The sequence below is a fragment of the Oscillibacter hominis genome (assembly GCF_014334055.1).
GTDB classification, from domain to species: Bacteria; Bacillota; Clostridia; order Oscillospirales; family Oscillospiraceae; genus Oscillibacter; species Oscillibacter hominis.
The window spans coordinates 1,159,789-1,174,990 of sequence record NZ_CP060490.1 but is presented as its reverse complement, the minus strand read 5'-3'; the positions used below and the strand labels follow the sequence as shown (position 1 = coordinate 1,174,990).

The 15,202-nt window shown below is 60.1% G+C and carries 15 protein-coding genes; 2 read left to right on the top strand and 13 right to left on the bottom strand.

Annotation, left to right across the window (positions count from 1 at the left end):
* Positions 1–83: 83 nt before the first annotated feature.
* Together H8790_RS05870 and H8790_RS05865 are read right to left on the bottom strand one after the other, a co-directional pair.
* On the bottom strand, positions 84–920 hold the full coding sequence (locus H8790_RS05870) for a hypothetical protein (RefSeq protein WP_187333956.1): 837 nt from the start codon (positions 918–920) through the stop codon (positions 84–86).
* A 123-nt stretch (positions 921–1,043) separates the two neighbouring features.
* Positions 1,044–2,129 carry a DUF3048 domain-containing protein gene (locus tag H8790_RS05865; protein WP_187333955.1) on the bottom strand — a complete coding sequence of 362 codons (1,086 nt, stop codon included), beginning with the start codon at positions 2,127–2,129 and terminating at the stop codon, positions 1,044–1,046.
* A gap of 207 nt (positions 2,130–2,336) precedes the next feature.
* On the opposite strand from H8790_RS05865, the gene H8790_RS05860 reads away from it, so the two are divergent.
* A complete protein-coding gene (locus H8790_RS05860) occupies positions 2,337–2,873 on the top strand; it encodes a DUF4364 family protein (protein WP_243208579.1) in 537 nt (178 codons plus the stop codon).
* Between the two features lie 48 nt (positions 2,874–2,921).
* Here the strand turns inward: H8790_RS05860 and H8790_RS05855 are convergent, their stop codons facing one another.
* From H8790_RS05855 to hprK, 9 genes are read right to left on the bottom strand one after another with little or no spacing between them, the layout of a single operon-like run.
* A complete protein-coding gene (locus H8790_RS05855; RefSeq protein ID WP_187333953.1) occupies positions 2,922–6,389 on the bottom strand; it encodes a DNA polymerase III subunit alpha in 3,468 nt (1,155 codons plus the stop codon).
* Positions 6,390–6,400: 11 nt separating this feature from the next.
* Positions 6,401–6,850, bottom strand: a complete 450-nt coding sequence (locus H8790_RS05850) for a hypothetical protein (RefSeq protein WP_187333952.1) — start codon at positions 6,848–6,850, stop codon at positions 6,401–6,403.
* Complete coding sequence (locus H8790_RS05845; RefSeq protein WP_187333951.1) at positions 6,847–7,263, bottom strand: C-GCAxxG-C-C family protein; 417 nt, start codon at positions 7,261–7,263, stop codon at positions 6,847–6,849. Before H8790_RS05845 ends, H8790_RS05850 begins: the two co-directional genes overlap by 4 nt.
* A gap of 31 nt (positions 7,264–7,294) precedes the next feature.
* Positions 7,295–8,194, bottom strand: a complete 900-nt coding sequence (gene whiA, locus H8790_RS05840) for a DNA-binding protein WhiA (protein WP_187333950.1) — start codon at positions 8,192–8,194, stop codon at positions 7,295–7,297.
* 10 nt (positions 8,195–8,204) lie between these two features.
* Positions 8,205–9,272 carry a gluconeogenesis factor YvcK family protein gene (locus H8790_RS05835; RefSeq protein WP_187333949.1) on the bottom strand — a complete coding sequence of 356 codons (1,068 nt, stop codon included), beginning with the start codon at positions 9,270–9,272 and terminating at the stop codon, positions 8,205–8,207.
* A 12-nt stretch (positions 9,273–9,284) separates the two neighbouring features.
* Complete coding sequence (gene rapZ / locus H8790_RS05830; RefSeq protein WP_187333948.1) at positions 9,285–10,145, bottom strand: RNase adapter RapZ; 861 nt, start codon at positions 10,143–10,145, stop codon at positions 9,285–9,287.
* Positions 10,146–10,158: 13 nt separating this feature from the next.
* The gene (gene murB / locus H8790_RS05825) at positions 10,159–11,073 is read right to left on the bottom strand and encodes a UDP-N-acetylmuramate dehydrogenase (protein WP_187333947.1); all 915 of its coding nucleotides are present in this window, start codon (positions 11,071–11,073) and stop codon (positions 10,159–10,161) included.
* Positions 11,074–11,095: 22 nt separating this feature from the next.
* Entirely contained in the window at positions 11,096–12,031 is a 936-nt protein-coding gene (locus H8790_RS05820) for an ROK family protein (RefSeq protein ID WP_187333946.1), read from the bottom strand.
* A gap of 2 nt (positions 12,032–12,033) precedes the next feature.
* Positions 12,034–12,966 (bottom strand): HPr(Ser) kinase/phosphatase, encoded by a 933-nt coding sequence (hprK, locus tag H8790_RS05815; RefSeq protein ID WP_187333945.1) that lies wholly within the window; start codon positions 12,964–12,966, stop codon positions 12,034–12,036.
* A 290-nt stretch (positions 12,967–13,256) separates the two neighbouring features.
* Here hprK and rpmB point away from each other — a divergent pair, with 290 nt between their 5' ends.
* Positions 13,257–13,445 carry a 50S ribosomal protein L28 gene (gene rpmB, locus H8790_RS05810; protein WP_187333944.1) on the top strand — a complete coding sequence of 63 codons (189 nt, stop codon included), beginning with the start codon at positions 13,257–13,259 and terminating at the stop codon, positions 13,443–13,445.
* A 102-nt stretch (positions 13,446–13,547) separates the two neighbouring features.
* Here the strand turns inward: rpmB and H8790_RS05805 are convergent, their stop codons facing one another.
* Positions 13,548–14,534: an NAD(P)H-dependent glycerol-3-phosphate dehydrogenase gene (locus H8790_RS05805; RefSeq protein WP_187333943.1), complete on the bottom strand. Its 987-nt coding sequence runs from the start codon at positions 14,532–14,534 to the stop codon at positions 13,548–13,550.
* Positions 14,531–15,199, bottom strand: a complete 669-nt coding sequence (locus H8790_RS05800; RefSeq protein ID WP_187333942.1) for a glycerol-3-phosphate acyltransferase — start codon at positions 15,197–15,199, stop codon at positions 14,531–14,533. The genes H8790_RS05805 and H8790_RS05800 overlap by 4 nt, the downstream gene beginning before the upstream one ends.
* Positions 15,200–15,202 lie beyond the last annotated feature (3 nt).

Genomic DNA, 15,202 nt, shown 5'->3' with positions numbered 1-15,202 from the left:
CCACTCTATGACGGAAACTTTCGGCTTTCATTTCGGTATAAAAAACCCGCCCGCCGAAAATCGGCGGGCGGGAGGCTGCTCTGTTATTTGCAGCAGCAGTAGGCCTTCGTATCCTCGTAGTTTTCAGGGTTGCGGATGGTGTTGGGCGGGAAGAACTCGCCGGTGGGGAATGCAATGTTGCGGAACAGGTCGCAGGGATCATCGCCGGAATTCCCACTGGCGCACTCCTTGTTGGGCATGCAGTAGTCGTACACGGGCACCAGCAGCTGGGTATCCCGCTCCAGGCGGACGATGGAAAACTGGCCCAGGGTGACGTAGACCCGCTTGCAGTCGTCGCCGCTGCAAAGGTCGGCGCCGAAGCAGCTGGTGACGCAGCAGGGGATCTCGCACAGGTCGCAGTCGCAGCAGCGTCTGTCGCAGCACTCCGTCAGCTTGGCATCCAGCACGATGGGATCCACGGCTTCCACCACGGCAACCGGCATGTTGCTCTTCTCCTTCATCTGGCGGTCCATATCGCAGACGCGCACTTCAGAGGAGAAAATCTTGGCGCTGCCTTCGCTGCCAAAGAGGATCACCCGCTTATCGAACACGCACAGGCCCTCCACCTCAACGGGGCGGGGGCAGCTCAGATAAGCCTGCAGGGTGACGCGATAGAAAAAGCGCATATCGACGGTGTAAAACCCGCGGTTAAAGGACACGGGCTCCACATCCACATAGACGTGGCACAGTTCGGCGGTGCCGCCCTTTACGTTCAGGGCGCGGTTGATCGTCTCCACAGAAGACAGCGTGGGATAGAAGCGCAGGTCCTCAACGCAATCTTTGTCTCTGCAGGAATCGAAGATTTTTTTTGTGTGAATGCAAACAGCCTCCCGAGGGCCACAGTTTTCATCAACAGGGCCGGGCATGACTTTATCAGGCATCTCAATACCTCCTAATAAGTAACTGAGTTGAAAGAAGGACTCTTTCAGTCCAGTGTATGCGCCTGCCCAAAAAGCGTGAGAGGAGCGGATGCCCCGCTCCTCTCTCCTATGGTATCAGTTCACTCACTCTGCGGTTACCGCGCTGTCCAGTCCAACAATACAGACATATGTGGCGCCCCGGCCCAACGTAAGCGGCGTGCCGTCCTCCAGGGTGTAGGAAAAGGGATCCGTCCTGCCGGGCTTGCTCCAGCGGATGGGCACGGACTTGCCGCCGCAGCAATACATCCCCTCGCCGCCTGAGCTCAAATCCACGGAAATGCGTCCCGCACTGTCTCCGGAGATCAGGCTGATCCGCGTCCGCAGCACCAGCACGTTGGTCACAGACACCTGCTCTCCCGTATCACCGTCCACATAGGCGCTGTTGTACTGGCCCACCAGATAGGCGCCTTGATCGGCGTCATAGTCGAATGTCCCCGTCTTGGACTTTGAAAATTTTACGCTGACGTGTTCCGCCGCGCTGCCGCCCGCCGGGGTGCCATCCTCTGCAAATGCCATCTCATACCGGTATCCGTCCTCGTGCTTCAACGCATAGCGCCCTCCGGCAAGATAGTCCTGAATCTTCTCTCCGGAGGTCAGCAGGCTGTGCTCATACCCTGCGTTCTTTCTCCGCTCCGGATCCCGCCAATACATCTCCTGCTCGCTGCCGCCGTTGACCCCGTCCAGATTGTCCACTCCCCACTTGGGGATACAGGAGTAAGCCTCCGGGCTGCCGCCGGCATGTACCAAAATCGCATCGTGGCCTAAGGCGATCTCCAGGTAATAGGCTCTTGTACTGCGGATGCTCCCCAAGTCGCCCACGCCGTCCAAGTCCTGAAAGACCGCGAGCATCCGGGTGATGCCGCCCTCGGCGAGCACCTCATAGATGATGTCCGCCTTGGAAACGCCCAACTGTGGGAGGGACGCTTTGAGGTTGTTCAGCATTACCGCCACCGGACGGTCGTCCGCCTTTTCCGGATCAATCCCCATTCCCGTCAGCGGATTGCGTGCAGCGGGCTCCTGAGGCGGCTCCGGCTCCTGAACCGGATTTGACTGAAGTGAGGCCGCGGAGGCAATGCCTTGACTGGAAGAGGACGTCCCCTCCTCTTTGCAGGAGACAAGGGTCATCATCATGAAAACTGCCAAAATCAGGCCAAGCATTCGTCTGCTCATACGGTAGCCGCCTTTCTACAGAGTATGCGTCCGCGGAAATTGTCATATTTTGTATTTTTCTTATCATACCAAGGATTTGACGGGTTCGTCAAGGGAATTTGGCAAAAGGGAAATTTTTGCTATACAAACCTGCGCCTTATGCGCTATAATATGATCATAAGCTGCGGTGAACAAACGCGGCACTCTCGTCTCCAGGAGGCTGAAAGCGTGGCAGGGTTTGGTTTTATTCGGGACAAATTAGAGATCAAATTTTTGATCCTCTATATAGCGGACAGAGTGATTGAGCCAATCCCCTTCGACACGGTCCTGGAGCTGACGCTGTGCGATGACGGGATCGATTACTTTGATTTTTCAGACTGCCTGGCGGACTTGGTGCGCACCGGGCATCTGACCCTTTCCGAGGACGGCCTCTACGCCATCACGGACAAGGGCCGGCGCAACAGTGAAATCTGCGCCTCCAGCCTGCCCTATTCCGTCCGCATCCGCACCGATAAAAACGTATCCATCTGCAACCAAAAGCTCCGCCGCAAAAGCCAGGTGAAGGCATCCACAAGCCGCAGGCCCAACGGGACCTATACCGTGACGCTCTCCCTCAGCGACGACGTGGGCAGCGTGATGGAGCTGGACCTGATGGTGCCCAGGGAGGAGATGGCGCAGGAGGTGGAAAACCGCTTCCGGACCAATCCGGAGGGCCTCTACTCCGCTCTTCTGGGCACGCTGCTTGGGGACGGAAAGAGAACATAACAAACAAGGGGCACCGCGGATAACCGCGGTGCCCCTTTTCTTTTTTACCTACTTGATGACGATGTTCTCCCCGCCGATGGTCTCCCGCAGCTCCTCCAAAAGCGCACGGTGCAGCAGGCAGTTGGTCCCAAAGAGTTTGCCCGTGTCCGCCATACGCATCTTCACCGGCGTAGTGCCGGGAAACATCTGGAAGACCAGCTTCATGTGCTCGAATTCCGGGCTCTGGGCGCCGGGGAAGCGGAGGTAGAGCACCTGGCCGTCCAAGACCTTCCCATCGGTCCTGCCGGCCGGGGCCTCTTCCGGGAGCCCCTCCCGCAGGGGCTGAATGGAGTCGGCCATGATCTGAGGCGATTTTTCATCCCGCACGGAAAGCCGGCCTTTGACGATCACCACCTGGTTTTCCTTCAGATAGCTTCCGCAGGCTTCCAGCACCCGGGAAAAGCACAAAAGCTCCATTGACGCCGTGTCGTCCTCTACCATCACGTAGGCCATCAGGGAGTTGTTTTTCGTGGTCTTGGTCTTGCTGGAGGTCACCACGCCGGCGATGGTGACGCGCTGGTCGTCGGCAAAGCGGGCCGGGCCGGTCTCCTGGGCAAAATCCTCCAAAATGGAGGCAATGGACACGGCGCCGGACTTTCTTGCCAGATCCCTGTAGTCGTCCATGGGATGGCCGGAGAGGTAGAGGCCCGTGCTGTCCTTCTCCATGCTCATCAGTTCCGAAGCAGTGTACTCCGGCACATCCGGCAGTTGGATGTGCCCTGCCCCTGAGGGCTCGGAGGCGCTGCCGAAAAAGTCCAGCTGGCCCTCCAGGTTTTGGCGTCGGCTGCTGGCGATGGCGTCCAAAACCCGCTCATAGACCGCCATCAGCTGGGAGCGCCGGGCCCCCAGGGAGGAGAATGCGCCGCTGCGGATCAGGTTTTCCACCGCCCGCTTGTTCATATCGCTTCCGGTCATCCGCTCGCAGAAATCCTGGAAGGAGGTAAATCTCCCCCGCTCCCGCTCCTCCATCACCGACTGGATAAAGCCCCGGCCGATGTTTTTGATGGCCACCAGCCCGAAGCGGATTCCCTCCTCCTCCACGGTGAAGCGGTCGCAGGAGCGGTTGATGTCCGGCGGCAGCAGTTTGATGCCGCAGTCCCTGCACTCGGCGATGTACTCGGAAACCTTATCTGAGTTGTCCAGAACCGAGGTGAGCAGCGCGGCCATGTACTCCTTGGTGTAGTGGCATTTGAAGTAGGCGGTCTGATACGCCACCACCGCATAGGCCACGGCGTGGGCCTTGTTGAAGGCGTAGTTGGCAAAGTCGTATATCTCCTGATAGATGGCCTCCGCCGTCTCCTCCGGGATGCCGTTGTTCACACAGCCTGAGATTCCCCGCTCTGCGTCCCCGTGGATGAAGGCCTCCTTTTCCCGCTTGATCTGCTCCGCCTTTTTCTTGGAGATGGCGCGGCGCACCATGTCTGCCTGGCCCAGGGAGTAGCCGCCCAAGCGGCGGAATATCTCAATCACCTGCTCCTGGTACACAATGCAGCCATATGTGATGGAGAGGATCGGCTCCAGGGATGGGTGCCGGTAACGGATCATCTGCGGGTTCTGCTTGCTGGCGATGAACCGGGGGATGGAGTCCATTGGGCCCGGACGGTAGAGGGCGATGATGGCGGTGATGTCCTCGATGTTCTGGGGCTTGAGCCCCACGCACACGCCGGTCATGCCGGTGGACTCCATCTGGAACACGCCGGAGGTCTGGCCCCGGGAGAGCATCTCAAAGGTCTCTGCATCGTCCTCCGGGATGTCCTCCAGGCGGAAACCCGGCTGGTGGAGCTGGAGCATTTTCACCGCGTCATCCAGGACCGTCAGGTTCCGCAGGCCCAAAAAGTCCATCTTCAAAAGGCCAAGCTCCTCCAGCGTGGTCATGACATACTGGCAGACCACCGCGTCGTCGTTCTTGGCCAGGGGCACATACTCATAGACCGGCATTTTTGTGATGACAACGCCGGCGGCATGTGTGGACGCGTGGCGGGGCATCCCCTCGATGGAACGGGCGATGTCAATGAGCCGGTGGATTTTCTCATCGCTCTCATAGAGGTCGGACAGCGGCTTGGAGAGGCGCAGCGCCTCGTCCAGGGTGATGTGCAGCGTGGCGGGCACCTGCTTGGCCACCACGTCTACTTCCGCATAGGGCATGTTCAGCACCCGGCCCACATCCCGGATGGCGCCCCGGGCGGCCATGGTGCCGAAGGTGACGATCTGCGCCACGTGGTCGTCCCCATACTTTTGGCGGACATAGTCCACCACCTCGCCCCGCCGGGTATCTCCGAAGTCCATGTCGATATCCGGCATGCTGACCCGCTCAGGGTTGAGGAAGCGCTCAAAATAGAGCCCGTATTGGATGGGATCGATATCCGTGATGTGGAGGCAGTAGGACACCATGGATCCGGCGGCGCTTCCGCGGCCCGGGCCCACCGGAATCCCAGCCTCCCTTGCAAAGCGCACAAAGTCGGAGACAATGAGAAAATAGTCCGTAAAGCCCATCTTCTCGATCATGTCCTGCTCGTACTCCAGCTGCGGACGATGGCTGTTGTCGTCCCCGTAGCGACGGCGGTAGCCCTCGTCACAGAGCTTTTTCATATAGGAGAAAGAGTCATAGCCCTCCGGAAGCTGGAACTCGGGCAGATGGTACTTTCCGAAGGTGAACTCCACGTTGCACCGCCGGGCAATCTTCTCCGTATTTTCAATGGCCTCCCGGGGGAAGAGCTCCGCCATCTCCGCCTCGGAGCGCAGATAGAAGTTTTGGGGCTCATAGCGCATCCTGTTTGCATCCTCCACCGTCTTGCCCGTCTGGATGCACAGCAGCACATCGTGGCTGGCGGCGTCGGACTTGCGCAGATAGTGGGCGTCGTTGGTGGCCACAATGGGCAAGCCGGTCTCCTGATGAATGCGCAGAATCCCCTGGTTGACAAGCTTCTGGTCGGCGATGCCGTGATCCTGCATCTCCAGGTAGAAGTTGTCCTCCCCAAAGAGCTCCGACATCTCCTGGGCATAGCGCTTTGCTCCCTCATAGTCCCCGTTTTTCAGCCGCCGGGGAATCTCGCCGGCAAGGCAGGCCGAGAGGGCGATGAGTCCCTCGTGGTGCTCCCGCAGCAGCTCCAGATCAATCCGCGGCCGGACGTAGAACCCCTCCACAAAAGCCATGGAGACCATATAGCTCAGGTTCCGGTACCCGGTCTCATCCTTGCACAGCAGCACCAGGTGGCGGCTCTCTGCGTCGTACTCGTGCTGCTTTTGAAGCCGGGTGCGCCCCTCCGGCGTCACATAGACCTCGCAGCCGATGATGGGCTTGACACCCTCCGCCTTGCAGGCGCGGTAAAAATCCACCACGCCGTACATGACGCCGTGGTCCGTGATGGCGCAGGCCTCCTGCCCCAGCTCCCTGACCAGCTTCGGAAGGTCCCGAATCCGGCAGGCGCCGTCCAAAAGGCTGAACTCCGTATGCACATGCAGATGGGTAAAGGCCATGCTCCGCCTCCTCAGCCCAGATTTTTTTGAATGAACTCCACCAGCACGGGGACCTCTTTCCGGTTGCGCAGCGCCTCACGGATGCCCAGGAGTGCGATCAGGAAATAGAGCACGTCCCGTGCAAGGCCGCTGATGCCGTAAAGCCTCACGTCCATGACCGCAAGCCACAGCGCGATGATCAGCAAAAGCACCGAGCAGATCAGCGTGGTGGGAGCGATCCCGGCCCGCACCGAAACGTCCGTCCCGCCCGCTTCCCGCCTTGTCAGCCGCAGCTTGGCACAGACGGCGCCGAAGACCTTGCCCGTATAGGCCACCTCCACCTGGCCGTTTTTGCGACTGCGGAAATAATAGGACTTCCGGGTGGTCCACAGCTTTTTTTCGCTCCAAACGCCTGCATTCTCTTTCAGCCGGCCGACAATCTCCTCCGCCGTCAGGCTGCTCTCCAATTCAAATTGTGTCATAGCGTACTCTCCATTATGTATTCTTCCGTGATCACCACAGCAGCTTCGATCAGCGCGCCGCAGGGCCGCCCCGGCCCTTTGCCGGCCGCCAAAAGCTCGTTGCAGCGCAGCATGCCGAAGCGCCGGCGGAACCGCTCCTTCAGCTCGCAGGTCTGCTGGTACATCCGCTTTTTTTCCTCAGACGGATCCTGGCCCGGATGATATTCCATGAGGCCAAGCACCATCACCGCGCCGCCGAAGGCACCGCACAGTTCTTCCCCGCTGCCGATCCCTTTTCCAAACCCTGAGGCGACGGCAAGGGCCTCCCGCTCTGAAAGGCCGGTCTTGTCCCCAAACGAGGCCAGCACACTCTGGGCACAGTTATATCCCCTCTGGTGATAGGCCAGTGCAAGTTCCGCGCGATTTGTTGCCATGGTCCCGCTCCTTTCTATACATTCCCGCCGCCTACAGCTCCTTAGCAAGCTGCTGAATCTTGCGCAGCCGGTGGTTCAGGCAGGATTTTGTGATAGGCGGCTCAAAGGTCTCCGCCAGCTCGCTGAGCGTCAGCTCCGGGTTTTCCAGCCGCGCTGCAGCCGTCATCTGGAGCTTGTCCGGCAGCTGCTCCATCAGCCCCACGCCCATCAGCTTCCGGATGGCCTCCAACTGCTCCTGGGCCGCGTCCACCGCCTTGTCCAAATTGGCGGTGTCGCAGTTGAGCCGGCGGTTAATGCTGTTGCGCAGGTCCTTTTCCACCTTGGCCGACATCACCGCCATGGCCGCCACCGGGGCGCCAATCAGGGTGAGAAAGTCCTCAATGTGCTCGCTCTGCTTGAAATAGGTCACATGGTAGCCGTTCCGCTGGACGCTTTTAGGCTGGAAGCCCATATCCATCAGCAGCGACTCCAGCTCCCGGCCCGCCTGCTGGTGGGAGGTGGCCAGCTCCAGATGGTAGCGCTTTTGGGGATCGGTGGAGCTGCCGCCGGCCAGGAAGACGCCGCGGAGGAAGGACGCCCGGCAGCACTCCTCCTCCAGCAGGCCGAAATTCACGTGGAGCACCAGGTTCTGCTCCGGGCTGTACCCCAAGAGGTTGACGATGTGGCGGAGCTTTTTCCGGTCCGTAATCTGGAAGATCAGCTTTCCCTCCTGCTCCGCCTCCGGAAGGCGGTCAAAGCGCAGGCCGAAGGCCCGGTGAAAGAGTTTTGGGAGCCGCTGGGCAAACTCACTGTTCTCTGTGATGATCCGCACCTCCGTGGTGCTGAAAGTGTTGCAGTAGAGCAAAATCCCGTATGCCTCCGCCCGGGCGCAGCAGAGCTTTTGCACCGCCAGCCTGCACAGCTCCAATTTTGCATCATAGGAAAATGACATCCATGCCTCCTTACCGCTTCTCGATCTCCAGCCGGTATGTATCATCTGTAAAGTCAAACCGCTTTCCGGCGATTCGCACGCTGCGCTCCGCGTGGAGTAGGATCAGCTCCCGCGCCAGGTGCCCGGGGCTGTGGCGCACAAAGCCGTTCTCCACGGTGGAGACCGGCCGGTTCACCGCCTCCACCCCCAGCTTACGGCACGCCTCCCGGTCGCAGCAGATGGGCTGCGCCCCCTCCAAAGCGTAGCGGGCCGCCACACCCTTGGGGATGGGGGAGGAATTGGTCAGGCAGATGTCGAAAAGCCCCTGGACGGAGTGCTGGAAAATGGCCCGGATGTGATCGGAAACCGTATAGCCCTCCGTCTCCCCATCCTGTGTCATCACGTTGCAGACATAGATTTTCAGGGCGTCGGAATCCTGTATGGCCTGGACAATTCCCTCCACCAGAAGGTTCGGGATGATGCTGGTGTATAAGCTTCCCGGCCCCAACAGGATCATGTCCGCCTCCCGTATGGCAGCGATCGCCATGGGGAGCGCTGCCGGACGCTCCGGCAGGAGCCGCACCTGGGCGATGCGGCAGTCCTGGGACTTCTTGAAATCGCAGATTTTGGACTCGCCCACCACACGGGCGCCGTTTTCAAATTCTGCCTCTAACTTCACATCTGCGTTGGTCACAGGAAGCACCCGCCCGGTGATGGCCAGCACCTCGCTCATACGGCTCACCGCCATGTCAAAGGAGGGAGATATCCCGTTGAGTGCGGCCAGAAAAAGGTTTCCAAAACTCTGGCCGGCCAACTGCCCGTCCGGAAAGCGGTAGTGCATCAGCTCCGCCATCAGCGGCTCCGTGTTGGCCAACGCCTCCAGGCAGTTGCGGATGTCCCCCGGAGGGGGCATGCCCAAGTCCTCCCGGAGCCTGCCGGAGCCGCCCCCGTCGTCGGCCACCGTGACGATGGCCGTCAGGTTTTCCGTATAGGCTTTCAGGCCCCGCAGCATGGTGGACAGCCCGTGCCCGCCGCCGATGGCGACGACCCGGGGACCATGGATGCGGGGCAGCCGATAATCCGTCGTTCGATTTCCCACTTCCCTGCTCCTTTAGCCTCGGGTCATGTCCCTGTGGTTTTCGCTGACCTGATAGCCCAGCCTCCCGATATACTCCGCCAGCGTCCTGGCCACCGCCACAGAGCGGTGATGGCCGCCTGTGCACCCGATGGCGATCACCAGCACGGTCTTCCCCTCCTCCGCGTAAAGCGGCAGGGCAAAGGAAATCAGTTCCTCCAGGTGCTTCATCAGCTCTCCGGTCTGCTCGAACGAAAAGACATAGTCGTAGACATCCTGGTCCAGGCCGGTTTTGTGGCGCAGCGATTCCACGTAAAAGGGGTTGGGCAGGAAGCGCACATCCATCACCAGGTCCGCCTCCATGGGGATGCCGTATTTATACCCAAAGGAGATCACATTGACCGACATGCCGCCCTTGCGGCCCTGTGTGTCAAACAGGTGAAGCAGCTCTCCCCGCAGCTTCCCCGTGGAGAGGTTGCTGGTGTCGATGAGGTAGTCCGCGCGCTCCCGCACCGGCTGCAAAAGCTCCCGCTCCCGGCCGACGACCTCCTCCAGGCTGGTCCCTCCGCTCATGAGCGGGTGGAGGCGGCGGGACTCCTTATAGCGCTGGATGAGGATTTCCGGCGCGGCCTCCAAAAAGAGCGTATGGCAGGTGCACTTCATCTTCTGCAATTGGTCCAGCACGTCGAACAGCTCGCTGAAGTTGGAGCTGGTGCGCACATCGTACACCAGCGCCACCCGGTCGTAGCGCCCATTGCTTGTGATGCAGAACTCCGCAAACTTTAAAATCATGGCCGCGGGCATATTGTCCACAATATAAAAGCCCATGTCCTCCAAAAAGGAGGCGGCCTTGCTCTTCCCCGCTCCGGAGAGTCCGGTGATGATTACAATTTCCATGGTTTCACTTCTTTCAGCGGATGATCCGCACTTCCGGCTCCAGCTGCACGCCGCTCTCCCGGAGCACCGTCTCCTGTACCAGCCGGATCAGTTCTGTCACGTCGGCGAAGGTGGCCCCGCCCCGGTTGATGATGAATCCGGCGTGTTTTTCAGACACCTGGGCGCCGCCCACTGTACGGCCCTTCAGTCCGCATTGGTCGATCAGCGTACCGGCGTAATGTCCGGCAGGTCGTTTGAAGGTGCTGCCTGCGCTGGGATACTCCAGGGGCTGGCTGGCCTTCCTCCGCCTCAACAGCTCCTCCATCTGCGCCTTGATCTGCTGTTCCTCTCCACTCCGGAGCCTTATCAGGGCCGAAAGGATCACCGAGTCGGACTGATCGGAGAATACGCTGTGGCGGTAGCCGAACTTCAGTTCGTCGCCTCTTAAGGTCCGCACGCCGTCGGGAAAAAGGGCCGTGACCTCCTCCACCACCTGACACATCTCACCGCCGTAGGCCCCGGCGTTCATGCACACGCCTCCCCCCAGGGAGCCCGGAATACCGTGGGCGAACTCCAGCCCGGTGAGGGAGGCCTTCCTGGCAAAGTCCGCAAGTCTCGCAAGGGACACCCCCGCATCGGCCTCTATCAGGCACTCCCCGGTCCGGCGAATGGACGTAAGGGACTGGGAGAGGTTGATCGCCAGCAGGTCCAGCCCCTCATCCGCCGTCAGGAGGTTGGTGCCGTTGCCCAGCACCAGGGCCCTTGCGCCGCACTCCCGGGCAAAATGGGCCAGCAGCACCGCCTGGGCCCTGCTGGCCGGGAAAGCCATCCGCTTTGCCGGCCCTCCGATGTGGAAGGAGGTGTGGCGGCTCATGGGCTCGTCACAGGCCAGCTTCAAATCCGGCAGATACTCCTTTACCTTTTCATCCAAGCACTCGTACCAGAACATATATTCCTCCAAAAGCTGTTTTTCAGCGGCTGCGTCCCAAAAACGCCGCGCCGATCACACCGGCGTCATTTCCAAGAAGCGCCTTGACCACCCGGGTTTTCCGCCCGCCGTGGCTGGCATAGCACTCCCGGTCCACAATCTCCCGCACCGGCCGGAGCAAGGACTCCTCCCGCTCGTTGCTGATGCCGCCGCCAATGGCCAAAACCTCGGGGTGGAGCAGATTGACCAGATTGGTGATCCCCTGGGCAAGGTAGCGGATATACGTCCCGCACACGGCCCGGGCGGCCTCATCGCCCCGTCTGGCCGCTTTAAACGCCGTGCCGCCATTGAGCCGCTCCCACTTCCCGCCGGTGATCGTCCAGAGGAGGCTCTCCGGGTGGGCCTCCATGGCCTCCCAGGTCATGCGCCTCAATCCGCTGGCGGAGGCATACTGCTCCCAGCAGCCCCGCCGGCCGCAGGGACAGGGGACTCCGCCGGGCTCCACCACCATGTGGCCCACCTCGCCGGCCATGCCCAGGCCTTCGTAAATTTTCCCGTCAAAAACCATGCCGCCGCCGATCCCCGTCCCCAGCGTAATGGCCACCAGGCTGCGGCAGCCCTTCCCGGCGCCGCAGTGATACTCCCCCAATGCGGCGCAGTCCGCGTCGTTTCCAAGGTGCACCGGCAGGTCCAGGTGTGAACGGAACATCCGCTCCATGGGGATGTTCTTCATGGGGATGTTGCATGTGTAGACAATGGTGCCGCCCTCCACAGCGCCGGGGACGCCCATGCCCACCGACTGGACCTGAGCCAGGTCCTCCGCCGCTGCGGCCCGGGCCATGCCGGCCAGCCGGGCGGCAAGCTCCTCCGGGTCCGACACACGGCCCAGGGGCTCTTTCCGGGTCCGCAGGAGGGTTCCCGACTCATCCACCAGCCCTGCTTTCAAATTGGTTCCGCCGATGTCGATCCCAAGATACATGATTACTTCTTCCCCTTATCCACGTGCTTGTCAATGCGCCGGGACAGTTCCTCGGCGGCATTGAAGCCATAGCGGTGGTGGCGGTTGTTCAGGGCCGCCACCTCCACAATGCTGGCCAGGTTCCGGCCCGGGCGGACCGGCATGGTCACGCAGGGCACCTTCACATCCATAATAGTCATAAAATGGGTTTCAATGCCCAACCGGTCGTAAAATTTATCCTCGTCCCACTGCTCCATCTGGACCACCAGGTCGATCTGGGCATCGGTTTTGATGGCACGCATGCCGAAAAGCTGACGCACATCGATGACGCCGATCCCCCTCAGCTCCACATAATGGCGGATCAGCTCCGGGGCCGTGCCCACGAGATAGTCGGAGATTTGGCGGATCTCCACCGCGTCGTCGGACACCAGCCGGTGCCCGCGCATCACCAGTTCAATGGCCGTCTCACTCTTGCCGATGCCGGACTCTCCCAACAGCAGCACGCCCTCACCGTAGACATCCATCAGCACGCCGTGGCGCGTCACCGTGGGGGCCAGCTTGTGGTTCAGATATTCGATCATGTGGCTGGTGAACTCCACGGTGGTCTCATCGGTGCGCAATAGTGTCCGCTCAAAGCGCCTGGCGCTGTTCAGGCACTCTTCGGAGCATTCGAGCCCCCTTGCGATGACGAGGGCCGGAATGTCATACTGGAAGATGTTGTCATAGGACTCCTGGCGCCTTTTGCTGCTCAGTCCGCCAAGATAGGTGATCTCCGCCTTGCCGATGATCTGCAGGCGCCGGGGATCAAAATAGTCAAACGAGCCCAGAAACTGCAGCCCGGGCCGGTTCACATCCGTAATCGTCAGCAGAGCGGTATCATAATCTTTACCACGGTTGAGAATCTCCAACCCAAAAATACTGACTGCCTCGGAAACCTTCACTCCTTGTTCACTCATAAAATAACGACGCCTTTCCGCCGGAGAGAAGAAGCCTCTCTCCAGGCTGTATCTTCTGGAAATTTATAGCAGTTTCGCCTGAAATTTTGGTCAATCTGATTATAGCTTACCCGGGTATTTTTCGCAATAGCAGCGGAAAAATAGTTTCCCGATCCTTGGTTTTGTATTTTCTGTAAAAAGAAGGGGAAATTTTTTTGAATATCCCTTGCATTTTATGAAAACTTCTGCTATTATATCAGACGTGCCTGTTTGAAATAGGCAGAAATAGCAACAGCAAGGAGGTGCAACGGATGGCTAAGTGCGAGTTTTGCGATAAGGGTGTCGCCTTTGGTATCAAGGTTTCTCACTCCCACAAACGCGCCAATCGTTCCTGGAAGCCCAATGTAAAGCGCGTGAAGGCAATCATCAACGGTACGCCCCGCCATGTATATGTTTGTACCCGGTGTCTGCGTTCCGGTAAGGTTACCAGAGCGGTGTGATCAATTGAGAAAAGCTTCGGGCAGTTGCCTGGGGCTTTTTTTCTGCCCTTTTTCTGCACCATGTCCATAAAAAGTGCCGCCGGTGTTTCCGGCGGCACTTTTTCAGTTCTCCTGCTTTTTTGCACGGGTCATCAGTTCGCGCACCACGGACTCGGTCTGCTTGCCATGGTACAGCACGTCGTAGGCACAGCGGCAGATGGGCATTTCCACGCCGACCTTCTCCGCCAGCTGACAGACGCTTTCCGCCGCATAGTACCCTTCCACCACGGCGCCCACCTCATCCATGGCCTCCCGGGCGGTCCTGCCCTGGCCAATGAGGATGCCGGCCCGGAAGTTGCGCGAGTGCATGGAGGTGCAGGTGACGATCAGATCACCCATTCCCGCAAGCCCGGCAAAGGTCAGCCGGGAGCCGCCCATGCGTTCCCCCAAGCGTCCCATCTCCGCCATGGCCCGCGTCATCAAAAGCGCCTTGGTGTTGTCGCCATACCCCATGCCGGTAATGACGCCGCAACTGAGGGCCACCACGTTTTTCAGCGCCGCGGCCAATTCCACCCCCACGATGTCCGGGCTGGTATAGATGCGGAAGTAGTCGTTCATGAACACATCCTGCACCTTCCGCGCCACTGTTTCCTCCGGATGGGCCGCCACACAGCCGGTAGGCATCCGGACGGATACCTCCTCTGCGTGGGAAGGGCCAGAAAGTGCAACTACTTTACAGCTCCCCCCTGTTTCCTGAACCAAAATCTCCGACATCCGGCAGTTGCTGCCCTTCTCGATGCCCTTGGAGACCGACACCAGCACCGTGTCCCGCCGCAGATGGGGCGCGGCATTCCGCCCTGTGGCGCGGACCGCAAAGGAGGGCGTTGCAAGCACCACCAGGTCCGACTCCCTGACGCAGCTTAAGTCATCGGCATACCGGAGGCTTTCCGGCAGAGTCACCTTGGGAAGCAGCGGGTTGCACCGGCTGGAGCGCAGCTGCGCCGCCTTTTCCGGACTGTGGGACCAGAGCGTCACGTCGTGGCCGTTGTCGCAAAGCACCATGGACAGGGCCGTTCCCCATCCGCCGCTGCCCAAAACCGCGATCTTCATGGCGTTCCCTCCTTTTTCCGATGGATGCTGAATTTGGATTCTGTCCCGCGCAGGATGCGCTTCAGATTCCCCCGGTGCTTCCAGACCACCAGGACTCCGATGATAACCGCCAAAGCCGTGATCACCGGATCATGATAGACAAAGAAGCTGGAGATGGGGAAGGTCGTCCCGGCCCAGATGGATCCCAGGGAGACCCATCTGGTCACCACAGCCAGCACCAAAAAACCGCCCCAGACCACCAGCGCCACCCGCCAGTCGATCATGATGGCCATGGTGCCGCCGGAGAGAATTCCCTTGCCCCCTTTGAAGTGGAACATGCAGGGGAACATGTGGCCCAACAGGCAGAAGAGGCCTGCCCAGTACTTTCCGTAAATCACCCACTCGCCCTCCATGAAAAAGGACGGCAGGAAACCTCTGGCCACCCATACGCCGATCAGAATGGCCGCGACCGCCTTCAGGACGTCGGTCAGGATAACCACCAGCGTCAAAGGCCCGCCGAAGGTGCGGTAGAAATTGGTCAGCCCGGCGTTTCCGCTGCCGTGCCCGCGCACATCATCCCGCAGGATGTACTTGGAGACGATCACCGCCCCGTTGAAGCAGCCGCAGAAATAGGCCGCCGCCGCGATGATGGCGGCCCGGAGCCAAAGCTCAGTCCATACGCTCATCGC

What these genes read in the sequence shown, in the direction of transcription:
- H8790_RS05870 (WP_187333956.1), bottom strand. Translation starts at nt 920, where the DNA reads ATGCCTGATAAAGTCATGCCCGGCCCTGTTGATGAAAACTGTGGCCCT.
- H8790_RS05865 (WP_187333955.1), bottom strand. Translation starts at nt 2,129, where the DNA reads ATGAGCAGACGAATGCTTGGCCTGATTTTGGCAGTTTTCATGATGATG.
- H8790_RS05855 (WP_187333953.1), bottom strand. Translation starts at nt 6,389, where the DNA reads ATGGCCTTTACCCATCTGCATGTGCATACGGAGTTCAGCCTTTTGGAC.
- H8790_RS05850 (WP_187333952.1), bottom strand. Translation starts at nt 6,850, where the DNA reads ATGACACAATTTGAATTGGAGAGCAGCCTGACGGCGGAGGAGATTGTC.
- H8790_RS05845 (WP_187333951.1), bottom strand. Translation starts at nt 7,263, where the DNA reads ATGGCAACAAATCGCGCGGAACTTGCACTGGCCTATCACCAGAGGGGA.
- whiA (WP_187333950.1), bottom strand. Translation starts at nt 8,194, where the DNA reads ATGTCATTTTCCTATGATGCAAAATTGGAGCTGTGCAGGCTGGCGGTG.
- rapZ (WP_187333948.1), bottom strand. Translation starts at nt 10,145, where the DNA reads ATGGAAATTGTAATCATCACCGGACTCTCCGGAGCGGGGAAGAGCAAG.
- murB (WP_187333947.1), bottom strand. Translation starts at nt 11,073, where the DNA reads ATGTTCTGGTACGAGTGCTTGGATGAAAAGGTAAAGGAGTATCTGCCG.
- H8790_RS05820 (WP_187333946.1), bottom strand. Translation starts at nt 12,031, where the DNA reads ATGTATCTTGGGATCGACATCGGCGGAACCAATTTGAAAGCAGGGCTG.
- hprK (WP_187333945.1), bottom strand. Translation starts at nt 12,966, where the DNA reads ATGAGTGAACAAGGAGTGAAGGTTTCCGAGGCAGTCAGTATTTTTGGG.
- rpmB (WP_187333944.1), top strand. Translation starts at nt 13,257, where the DNA reads ATGGCTAAGTGCGAGTTTTGCGATAAGGGTGTCGCCTTTGGTATCAAG.
- H8790_RS05805 (WP_187333943.1), bottom strand. Translation starts at nt 14,534, where the DNA reads ATGAAGATCGCGGTTTTGGGCAGCGGCGGATGGGGAACGGCCCTGTCC.
- H8790_RS05800 (WP_187333942.1), bottom strand. Translation starts at nt 15,199, where the DNA reads ATGAGCGTATGGACTGAGCTTTGGCTCCGGGCCGCCATCATCGCGGCG.